Source organism: Bacillus cereus group sp. BfR-BA-01355 (assembly GCF_022663675.1).
GTDB lineage: Bacteria > Bacillota > Bacilli > Bacillales > Bacillaceae_G > Bacillus_A > Bacillus_A thuringiensis_S.
The window spans coordinates 68,883-79,762 of sequence record NZ_JAKUFY010000012.1; the positions used below are offsets into that span (position 1 = coordinate 68,883).

Genomic DNA, 10,880 nt, shown 5'->3' on the forward strand with positions numbered 1-10,880 from the left:
AAATAAGACTACCCTATATTTTTCTAATAAAAAAAGGTTGCCACATGGCAACCTCCTCTTCTTATATTACATAAATTCAGCAACAAGCTCATCAAACATTTTCTGATCCATATTTAAATCAGATTTCACTAAAGGCTCTTCACTATAGCCTTTAACAAGTTCTTGATATGATGGTTGCTTAGTATTTTGATAAATTAAACCTGTTACTAAACCGTTATTTTCCATTAAAGTTTGCATAGCCATCATGCGATTAGATGGATCATATCCCTCTACTGTGCTTAGTTTCGTTAAATTCTCTTTAAACCAATCGTAAGTATTTACTTTATTGTAAGTAACACATGGGCTAAATACGTTAATTAATGAAAATCCTTTATGGTTAATACCAGCTTCAATAATTTGTGTTAATTCTTTTAAATCACTCGAAAAGCTTTGCGCCACAAATGTCGCACCAGCTGTTAAAGCCATTTCCATTACATTTAGTGATGGTTCAATTGAACCTTGCGGTGTGCTTTTCGTTTTAAATCCAGCTTCACTACGTGGTGAAGTTTGCCCTTTTGTTAATCCGTAAATTTGGTTATCCATTACGATGTACGTAATATCGATATTACGACGAATAGAATGGATTGTATGTCCCATACCAATCGCAAATCCATCACCATCACCACCTGAAGCGATGACTGTTAAATCACGATTTGCCATTTTTACACCTTGTGCAATTGGAAGGGCACGACCATGAATACTATGCACACCATATGAATTAATATAACCTGAAATACGGCCTGAACAGCCAATACCAGAAATAACAGCAAGTTCATCTGGATTTAAACCAACGTTAGCTGCCGCACGTTGAATTGCAGCTTGCACTGAGAAGTCTCCGCAACCTGGGCACCAGTTTGGCTTTACACTGTTACGAAAGTCCTTAAATGTTGCCATTTAATACAACCCCTTTTTTGCATTCGTTGTAAATCTCTTTCGGCAAGAATGGGTTTCCATCATATTTTAAAAGACTAGAAATTTTCTCACCATTACCAAGATTCATTTTCATAATGTTAGCAAGCTGACCTGTTGCATTGTTTTCTACTACTACAACACGCTTCGCCTTTTTCACAAGTGGATCGATTTCAGCTGTTGGGAACGGGTGAATTAAACGTACATGAGCATGGTTTACTTTCATACCCTCTTGTTCTAAACGCGTCATTGCCTCTTCGATCGCACCACGAGTTGAGTTAAATCCAACAAGCAATACGTCTGCTTCTTCATGCTTAACATTTTTATAAACAGGGGTATTAAACTTCAAGTTCTCCATTTTACGGAAACGTTTGTCCATTTGATCTTTACGGTTTATTGCTGATTCCGATGGTTTTCCAGTTTCATCATGTTCTACACCTGTAACATGGTGAACACCATTTTTCATACCAGGTAAAACACGCGGTGAAACGCCGTCTTCAGTTACTTCATAACGCTTGAAGTATGCTTTATTTTCACGTTCTGGTAATTCCGCTTCTAAATCAAGCTTACCACGACGAATTTCCACTTTATCTAATTTAAGTGGTTCTACTGTTTGTTTTCCTAACGAAAGCTGTAAATCTGTTAAGAAAATAACAGGAACTTGATATTCTTCAGATAAGTTAAATGCTTCTACAATGTCATAGAAAGCTTCTTCAACTGTACTTGGCGCCATTACGATTTTTGGAATTTCACCATGCGTACCGTAAATCATCGCCATTAAGTCAGACTGTTCTTGTTTCGTTGGTAATCCCGTACTTGGACCACCACGTTGTGTATCAACAATTACTAATGGAGTTTCTGTAATACCTGCTAAACCGATTGCTTCCATCATTAATGAAAGACCAGGACCAGCAGATGCAGTTAATGTACGAACACCAGCATAGTTTGCACCGATTGCCATTGTACAAGCTGCGATTTCATCCTCAGTTTGGATTACTGTTCCGCCGACTTTCGGTAATTTTTTAATTAAGTATTCCATAATTTCTGATGCAGGTGTGATTGGGTATGCTGACATAAAACGAGCACCACCAGCTACCGCACCAAATGCGATTGCGTCGTTTCCAATCATAAACATGCGTTTTTTACCATCAGCTTTTTCAAGCTGCATCATGTTTACTTTCTCACCTAGTAATTCTTTCATATATTGAGAGCCGCGTTTAATTGCGTCCATATTCTTTTGAACGACTTGCTCTCCTTTACGACCAAAGATTTCTTCAACAACATCTAAATAAGCTGTTTCGTCTAATCCTAATACTGCACTTGATGCTCCAACAGCAACCATGTTTTTCATTAATGATGTGCCTAATTCTGAAGCAATATCTGTAAACGGTATCACATATAGATTTACATCTGTATTATCAGGTATTGTTGGATTAAATTTCGCATCCGCAACTACAATTCCACCTGGACGTAGTTCGTGGAAGTTAAAATCAATTGTTTCTTGGTCAAAAGCAATTAAAATATCTAAATCATCTGAGATCGCTCGTACTTCTGTTGTACTTACACGAATTTTATTATTTGTATGGCCGCCTTTTATACGTGATGAGAAGTGGCGGTAACCGTATAGGTAATATCCTAATCGGTTTAATGCAATACAGAAGATTTCTCCTGTACTTTCAATTCCTTCACCTTGTTGGCCTCCAACTTTCCATGAAAGTTGACTAATCATCTCCTACACCCCTTTTGGCTGCATTCATTGTAGTGTATTTTTTTACAGTAATAGTTTAGCATTTTTTATGCAAATAAACTACAACGGACGCAAATTATGCCTCTTCTGATTTCCCTGAATCTTTAGTATAAAGCTATTTTGTTTTTCATTCTAGTATTAGGTCTTAAAAAAAGCAATAAAATCAAATGAATTAATTTTAATTATTCTGAATTTTAAACCAAAAACTTAAAAACTCATATGTTCAACAAAATTATCATATAAAAATCTTTCTACAGTAGATGCAGCATAGTATTTATAAAGCTCATTCATGACATTTTCATAATCTCCGTAGGCAGATACATTGACAACCGTATCTACAATCCCATCAAAATCTGAACCAAACCCTATATTGTTTTCTCCACCTAGCGAGCAAATATATTCGATATGTTTTACTATATCTGTTATATTTGCTTGTCTTTCACTTGTTAGAAACTGCGGTACAAAAGTAACACCGATTATGCTATTTCTCTGTATAAGCGCTTTAATTTGTTCGTCATTTAAATTGCGTGGATGCTCACACAGTTTATAACAATTTGAGTGGGATGCAATTGGGTTATTTGCAATTTCTATCACATCCCAAAAACTTCTCTCATTTAAATGTGATAGATCCGTCCATAATTGCAAAGTATTCAACTCTTGTACAACTTGTCTACCAACAGTAGTTAAACCTGCTCCACGCGTCTCTAGCGCCCCATCAGCTAACAAATTCGCATAGTTCCATGTTAATCCGAAAGAACGTACACCTAACCGATAAAACAAACGTAATTTCATCGCTTCTTTGCCAATTGCTTCGCACCCTTCTAACGTTAATAGCGCGCCAACCTCGTCTTGTTTTAATCTATTTATATCCTCTTTCGTTCGGATAAATCTCACACCTGGTAGCGATAGAATTTCATTATAAAAAATATCTATCATTTGTAATGCCGCTTCAAATCGTTTTTCATACGTCACTGTTTCTGGCACATATATTGCAAAACATTGTATACTTCCTTGTCTTTCCTTTAACTGTTGAAATGTAATATGTAATTGCGGATCGTTTTTAAAATTCTTTTTTCCCTTTGCACTCCATAACTGAAAGAGCACATCACAATGAGCATCAAAAATTTTCATTTTCATTCCTCCATTATAAAAACAACCTGTTTGCATACTGCAAACAGGTTGTTTAAACTTAACGAGGTTCTACAATTAATTTTATTGCTGTACGCTCTTCGCCATCAATCATAATATCTGTAAACGCTGGGATACAAATTAGGTCCAAACCACTAGGCGCTACAAACCCTCTTGCAATTGCTACTGCCTTTACCGCTTGGTTTAATGCACCTGCACCAATAGCTTGAATTTCTGCTGTTCCGCGTTCGCGAATAACACCTGCAAGTGCACCAGCTACAGAATTAGGGACCGACGTTGCTTTAACTTTTAATATTTCCATTCCGCGTTTCCTCCTCGTTTCTTTAAAAAGTATTAGCAATTATTTCACTTTAACTTATATTCACGAGGAATGGCGCGTATTCCTGCTAAATTTTCGTAATTTTTCTAAAAAATTAAAATATAATAACTTATCTAAAATTTGACGGAAATTTACTCAAAAAATGGTTGATCGTCATTAATTAAAATGCGCTCAATTTTCTTTGCTTTTCCTGTATTTGGATCCACATCAATTAACACTGCACTTAATTGCGTTCTACCACTTGTTACTTCAAATCGTACCGGTAAGTTCGTTAAAAACTTCTTCAATACTGCTTCTCGGTCCATACCTAAAATTCCATCATATGGCCCTGTCATCCCAACATCTGTAATATATGCCGTTCCGCTTGGTAAAATACGGTTATCCGCTGTAGGGACATGCGTATGCGTACCTACTACTGCTGTAGCACGTCCATCTACATACCAACCTAGCGCTTGTTTTTCACTTGTAGTCTCCGCATGGAAATCAATAAAGATAATATTCGTACGTTTTTTCGCAATATTAATTAATTCATCCACTTTACGGAATGGACAATCAATCGGAGGAAGGAAAGTACGCCCCTGTAAGTTAATAACTGCAACTTCTGTTCCATTACAGTTCACAAAGATAAGTCCTTTTCCTGGAGTTCCTTCTGGGAAGTTAGCTGGTCTTGCAAGATATTTTGCATCATCGATGAATTCAAATACTTCACGATTATCCCAAGCATGGTTTCCAAGTGTAACTGCTTGTGCCCCACACTCTAAAAAGTTTCGATATATTTTTTCTGTAATCCCACGGCCACCTGCTGCGTTTTCTCCATTAATGATTGTTACTGTAGGTGTATATTTTTTCTTTAATGCCGGTACGTACTGTTGAATCATACCTCTACCAGGAGATCCTACTACATCCCCAACAAATAATATTCTCATATGTCTTACCCTTTCTATGTACTGCATTTTTTATTGCTATAGCATCAAGTAAATTCCTTATAATATGTTTATTATAAGTTTGTTTCACTTTTATGCTAAATAACTGTCTTTATTTTATCCAATTCCAACACAAAAAAATAAAGTGGTGTTTCACCACTTTATTTTGCGTATTCCACTGCACGTGTTTCACGAATAACAGTTACTTTAATATGTCCTGGGTAATCCAGTTCATTTTCAATACGTTTTCGGATATCACGAGCTAAACGATGAGCTTCTAAGTCATCGATTGTATCTGGTTTTACCAAAATACGAACTTCACGTCCTGCTTGAATTGCAAATGATTTTTCAACGCCTTCATAAGACTCTGAAATCTCTTCTAACTTTTCAAGACGACGAATGTAGTTTTCAAGCGTTTCACTACGAGCTCCCGGTCTTGCAGCTGATAAAGCATCTGCTGCTGCAACTAAAACTGCAATGATAGAAGTTGGTTCTGTGTCACCATGGTGAGATGCGATACTGTTTATAACTACAGGATGCTCTTTATATTTCGTTGCGAGTTCAACACCAATTTCAACGTGGCTACCTTCTACTTCATGGTCAATCGCTTTTCCGATATCATGTAATAGACCAGCACGTCTTGCTAGTTTTTCATCCTCACCAAGCTCTGCTGCCATAAGTCCAGTTAAATATGCAACTTCCATAGAGTGTTTTAAGACGTTTTGTCCATAACTTGTACGGTATTTTAAACGACCTAAAATTTTAATTAAATCTGGGTGTAATCCGTGAACACCCACTTCAAACGTTGTTTGCTCTCCGACTTCGCGAATATACTCGTCCACTTCACGTCTTGATTTTTCGACCATCTCTTCAATACGCGCTGGGTGAATACGTCCGTCCTGTACTAGTTTATCAAGAGCGATACGAGCTGTTTCACGACGAATTGGATCGAATCCAGAAAGAATTACCGCCTCTGGTGTATCATCGATAATTAAGTCAATACCCGTTAACGTTTCTAACGTACGAATATTACGACCTTCACGCCCGATAATACGTCCCTTCATTTCGTCATTTGGAAGATTTACAACCGAAACGGTTGTTTCAGCAACATGATCAGCTGCACATCTTTGCATTGCAAGAGATAAAATCTCTTTTGCTTTCTTATCCGCTTCTTCTTTCGCGCGAACTTCACTTTCTTTTACCATAACAGCGATTTCATGAGAAACTTCATTTTCTACTTTACCAAGAATAATTGCTTTCGCTTGTTCGCGTGTCAGATTGGAAATGCGCTCTAATTCTGTTTGTTGCTTTTGAACTAACTCTCCCACTTTGCTTTCCAACTCTTCAATCTGTTGTTGTCTCGCTACAAGAGATTCCTCTTTCTTCTCTAACTGCTGCTCGCGTTTATCGAGCGTTTCGTCTTTACGATCAAGGTTCTCTTCTTTTTGCATTAAACGATTTTCTTGTTTTTGTAATTCGCTTCTACGGTCACGAATTTCTAATTCAGCTTCTGTACGAAGTGTATGAATTTCATCCTTTGCTTCTAAAAGCGCTTCTTTCTTAAGTGCTTCAGCCTCACGATTCGCTTCGTCTAAAATACGTTTCGCTTCATTAGCCGCACCATTAATCTTCGCTTCAGCAATAGACTTTCGAACAAAAAAGCCAACAACTGCACCGACTGTTGTTGCAAGCAAAATGGAGATGAGTATCCAAACTGTACTACTCATGATTTCACCTCCCCTTGCTATGAATGAAAAAAGACTGTCGGCATGTACATTAAATTACAATATACAGCAAAGACCGTCGTCCCGCTTTTTTAAGGGACTTTCTTCATTTCACAATTAAAATGTCATATTATTATTTCGGTAAGATTTAAACCTTACTCCGAATATTACTTCTCTTCTTGAGAAGAGTATATCGTATATAAGAAAAAATATACATTCTCATTGTATCTATCGTAATTTTCATTGTCAAGCGTTGTCTACTTTTACTTTCTTTACCTTCAGTCCTTAATGTTATCTGAATTTGAAAAATTGATAGCATACTATCCTGGAAAACCTTAGTAAATACCATTTTATTCCCTTAAAACGTATGAATATTCCTCTTTACACATCCCATTTGAGTCAAAAAAATATTTTAACCACTACGATAGATACCCCTTTAATAGAAGGTAAAAAAATAAAAGACACGGGACCCGTGTCTTTTATTTTTTAATCTTGAAGAGTTGCATCTTCCGTGTCTTCCACACCAGAATCTTCACCAATTCCGTGATGATCACGAACAAAGAAGGCAATTTCCTCTCTTAAGTCCGTATTCTCTTTTAAGAATTGCTTCGAATTTTCACGACCTTGTCCTAAACGTTCTTCATTATAAGAATACCAAGCACCGCTCTTTTGAACGATATCAAGCTCAGAAGCCATATCCAAGATTTCACCCTCTCTTGAAATACCTTCTCCGTACATAATATCAACTTCAGCAACACGGAATGGTGGCGCTACTTTATTTTTCACTACTTTTACTTTTGTTTTATTACCAACGATGTCGTTACCTTGCTTTAATTGCTCCGCACGACGCACTTCAAGACGGACAGTTGAATAGAATTTCAACGCACGACCACCTGGAGTTGTTTCTGGGTTTCCGAACATAACCCCAACTTTTTCACGAATTTGGTTAATAAAGATTGCAATTGTTTTTGATTTGTTGATTGCTCCTGAAAGCTTACGAAGTGCTTGTGACATTAAACGTGCTTGTAAACCTACGTGTGAGTCACCCATGTCGCCTTCAATCTCTGCTTTCGGTACAAGAGCTGCTACAGAGTCAATTACGATAATGTCAACCGCACCACTTCGTACAAGAGCTTCCGCGATTTCTAATCCTTGCTCCCCTGTATCAGGCTGTGATAATAGTAATTCATCTATGTTAACGCCTAATTTTTGTGCATATACAGGATCCATTGCGTGCTCCGCATCGATGAATGCTGCTTGTCCACCTTGACGTTGTACTTCTGCAATTGCATGTAATGAAACTGTCGTTTTACCTGAACTTTCAGGTCCGTAAATTTCGATAATACGGCCACGTGGGTATCCGCCTACCCCTAATGCCACATCAAGTGCTAAAGAACCACTTGAAATTGTAGAAATTCTACGTTCCGCTTGTTCTCCTAATTTCATAATTGAACCTTTACCAAATTGCTTCTCTATTTGTTTTAACGCCATATCTAATGCCGCTTGACGATCACTCATTCAAAATTCCTCCTTAACTGAATTGCTAATCTTATTATACCTATTTTCAATTCAATTTGCCAACAAAAATCGAACATTTATTCGATTTTTTTATTTTCCATTACATAAATACGTAATTTAACTATAAAAAAAGCTAGAAGAAACTTATATCTCTTCTAGCTTTTTATATAAATGATAAAATCCATATTTTGTCGAGCGTTCTCTAATTTGTTGACGACTTCCACTTAAATTAAGAGGAAAAACTGCAGTTTGTTCACCTTTAATCGCCAATCCAACAAATACTGTTCCTGGCTCTTTCTGTTCTGAAGCATCTGGCCCTGCTACCCCAGTGAAACTAATTCCGATATCCGCTTTTAATAAATCCTTAACATTTTCAGCAAGATAACGAGCACATTCTTTACTAACTGCACCATCAGTATGCAACACTTCTTCAGGCACACGCAATACATGTTGCTTCACATCATTATGATAACAAATGACACCGCCTTTAAATACAGAAGAAACACCAGCATTTTCAGTTACTTGATTTCCAAAAAGACCACCTGTTAAACTTTCTGCACATGCTAAAGTTAACCCTTTTCTCTTCAATAACTCGATTGCCTTATAATGCAAAAATTCTTGGTCATATCCGTAGAAAAATTCTCCTACCCTTTCTAAAATCAAATCTTCCACATGTTGAATTAGTTTCTCCGCTTCGCTAACATTTTGATGCTTAGCGGTTAAACGTAATGTCACTTCTCCATCATTTGCTAGCGGGGCAATTGTTGGGTTTGTTTGTCCATCAATTAAATCTTGAACTTTCACCTCTAATTGGGACTCCCCGATACCGAAGAAACGAAGCACACGGGAATAAATGTTTTCTCCTGTTGTAAAATTACGTAAAAAAGGCTCCACGTAACTTACATACATTGGTTTCATTTCTTTTGGCGGCCCTGGTAATAAAATATAAACTTTTCCGTTCTTATTTACCCCCATACCAGGCGCCATACCGTGGTCATTTGCAAATACTGTTGCTCCATTTAAGACGAGCGCTTGCTTTTTATTATTCTCCGTAAATTCACGGCCTGTACGCTTAAAGTAATTACTTATTAAGGCTAATGCCTTTTCATCATACACAAGCGCTTCATCTAAACTAGCCGCTATCGTTTCTTTCGTTAAATCATCTTTTGTCGGTCCTAATCCACCTGTAAAAATAAGTATATCAGCACGTTCTTCCGCAGCTTCAATCGCCTTTTGCAGTCGCTTATTATTATCACCAACAACAGTATGATAGTACACGTTAATTCCAATTGAAGCTAACTTTTCAGATAAAAACTGGGCATTTGTATTTGCAATTTGTCCAAGTAATAATTCAGTTCCAACCGCAATAATCTCAGCATTCATCCTAATTCCCCCATAAACTTCTATTTTGAGTTTACAAAAGCAGCTCTATTTTTCCAGAAATAATCCCATCCTGAAATAACAGTAAAGATTAATGCAATCCATATGAAGATATCAGCAACTGGAATATGGATTAAATTTAAAGGTACATCGTGTAATAAATATGCTGCAATCGCAATAATTTGTGTCCATGTCTTAATTTTCCCTAGCTGATTTGCCGCAACTACTTCCCCTGTTCCAGCAAGTACAAGACGTAAACCTGTTACAGCAAACTCACGACTGATAATTACAATAACAATCCAAGCCGGTACATATTGCATCTCTACCAATGTAATAAGTGCTGCTGAAACAAGTAATTTATCAGCTAATGGGTCAAGAAACTTTCCTAAATTCGTTACAAGATTATACTTTCTTGCGTAATGTCCATCAATCCAATCTGTAGCTGAAGCAATGATAAAGATAAGTGCCCCTACTAAATGTTGAATTGGCAAATCAACATCACCAATTTTGTATGAACCCCAATCAAAGGGCGCTAACATAATTACCATAAAAATTGGAATTAAGAAGATTCTAGATATTGTAATTTTATTTGGTAAATTCACAGCTATTCCTCCATCATATCAAAAACATTTGTTCATCGAAAAAAAAGTCATCGAAGCGATGACTGTTATTGTGCAGGTTGCTCTATCCCTTGGTTTTTAATCACCAATCTTTGGTGATATTCTTTTTGTGGATCTAACGGGAAAGCAAGCACTTGGCCATTCAGTTTAATTTCAACATTCGGTGCACTTCCAATATTAAGTCGTACTTCTTTTAATGTTGATACATCGCGTTTCTCTGTTTGACCGCTTTGTACTGTAGTGTTTAGAATTTCGTTACCCGCATCATCCTTAACATCTACATAACTTGCACCCTTCGCTGAAATTTCCAATTCTAACGTTTTATTATTATGAATTTCCAAAGTAGATACCTTACCAGTTGTTCCAACTACTTTCACTTCTTGCTGTCCAGTTGGTGGTGCTGGCTGCTCCTCTTTCTTTGGTTCTTCTTTCTTTGGTTCTTCTTTCTTTGGCTCTTCTTTCTTTGGCTCTTCCGCTTTCTTCGTATCTAACGGAGAATCTTTCGCTTTTTGAACTTCAATTTTCTCACTTTGAGCACTCGGAACTTTTTCA

The 10,880-nt window shown here is 37.0% G+C and carries 10 protein-coding genes; all 10 read right to left on the minus strand.

What is annotated here, in order from left to right:
• Positions 1-66: 66 nt before the first annotated feature.
• Positions 67-933, minus strand: a complete 867-nt coding sequence (locus MR167_RS06440; protein ID WP_000190155.1) for a 2-oxoacid:ferredoxin oxidoreductase subunit beta — start codon at positions 931-933, stop codon at positions 67-69.
• The gene (locus MR167_RS06445; RefSeq protein WP_000625417.1) at positions 920-2,677 is read right to left on the minus strand and encodes a 2-oxoacid:acceptor oxidoreductase subunit alpha; all 1,758 of its coding nucleotides are present in this window, start codon (positions 2,675-2,677) and stop codon (positions 920-922) included. The genes MR167_RS06440 and MR167_RS06445 overlap by 14 nt, the downstream gene beginning before the upstream one ends.
• A 225-nt stretch (positions 2,678-2,902) precedes the next feature.
• The gene (locus MR167_RS06450; protein WP_003279695.1) at positions 2,903-3,862 is read right to left on the minus strand and encodes a dipeptidase; all 960 of its coding nucleotides are present in this window, start codon (positions 3,860-3,862) and stop codon (positions 2,903-2,905) included.
• Between the two features lie 22 nt (positions 3,863-3,884).
• Complete coding sequence (gene spoVS / locus MR167_RS06455; protein ID WP_000404341.1) at positions 3,885-4,145, minus strand: stage V sporulation protein SpoVS; 261 nt, start codon at positions 4,143-4,145, stop codon at positions 3,885-3,887.
• Between the two features lie 149 nt (positions 4,146-4,294).
• Entirely contained in the window at positions 4,295-5,089 is a 795-nt protein-coding gene (locus tag MR167_RS06460; protein WP_001221092.1) for a TIGR00282 family metallophosphoesterase, read from the minus strand.
• A gap of 158 nt (positions 5,090-5,247) precedes the next feature.
• The gene (gene rny, locus MR167_RS06465) at positions 5,248-6,813 is read right to left on the minus strand and encodes a ribonuclease Y (RefSeq protein WP_000099770.1); all 1,566 of its coding nucleotides are present in this window, start codon (positions 6,811-6,813) and stop codon (positions 5,248-5,250) included.
• Positions 6,814-7,296: 483 nt separating this feature from the next.
• Positions 7,297-8,328, minus strand: a complete 1,032-nt coding sequence (gene recA / locus MR167_RS06470; RefSeq protein ID WP_001283853.1) for a recombinase RecA — start codon at positions 8,326-8,328, stop codon at positions 7,297-7,299.
• 144 nt (positions 8,329-8,472) lie between these two features.
• Positions 8,473-9,711, minus strand: a complete 1,239-nt coding sequence (locus MR167_RS06475; RefSeq protein ID WP_000990684.1) for a competence/damage-inducible protein A — start codon at positions 9,709-9,711, stop codon at positions 8,473-8,475.
• A 20-nt stretch (positions 9,712-9,731) separates the two neighbouring features.
• A complete protein-coding gene (pgsA, locus tag MR167_RS06480; RefSeq protein WP_001052967.1) occupies positions 9,732-10,310 on the minus strand; it encodes a CDP-diacylglycerol--glycerol-3-phosphate 3-phosphatidyltransferase in 579 nt (192 codons plus the stop codon).
• Positions 10,311-10,375: 65 nt separating this feature from the next.
• A partial coding sequence (locus MR167_RS06485; RefSeq protein WP_242314212.1) for a DUF4115 domain-containing protein occupies positions 10,376-10,880 on the minus strand: 505 nt, incomplete at its 5' end.

Excerpts from the sequence above, each read along its gene's own strand:
- recA (WP_001283853.1), bottom strand. The coding sequence starts at position 8,328 with ATGAGTGATCGTCAAGCGGCATTAGATATGGCGTTAAAACAAATAGAG.
- spoVS (WP_000404341.1), bottom strand. The coding sequence starts at position 4,145 with ATGGAAATATTAAAAGTTAAAGCAACGTCGGTCCCTAATTCTGTAGCT.
- rny (WP_000099770.1), bottom strand. The coding sequence starts at position 6,813 with ATGAGTAGTACAGTTTGGATACTCATCTCCATTTTGCTTGCAACAACA.
- MR167_RS06460 (WP_001221092.1), bottom strand. The coding sequence starts at position 5,089 with ATGAGAATATTATTTGTTGGGGATGTAGTAGGATCTCCTGGTAGAGGT.
- MR167_RS06475 (WP_000990684.1), bottom strand. The coding sequence starts at position 9,711 with ATGAATGCTGAGATTATTGCGGTTGGAACTGAATTATTACTTGGACAA.
- MR167_RS06450 (WP_003279695.1), bottom strand. The coding sequence starts at position 3,862 with ATGCAAACAGGTTGTTTTTATAATGGAGGAATGAAAATGAAAATTTTT.
- MR167_RS06440 (WP_000190155.1), bottom strand. The coding sequence starts at position 933 with ATGGCAACATTTAAGGACTTTCGTAACAGTGTAAAGCCAAACTGGTGC.
- MR167_RS06445 (WP_000625417.1), bottom strand. The coding sequence starts at position 2,677 with ATGATTAGTCAACTTTCATGGAAAGTTGGAGGCCAACAAGGTGAAGGA.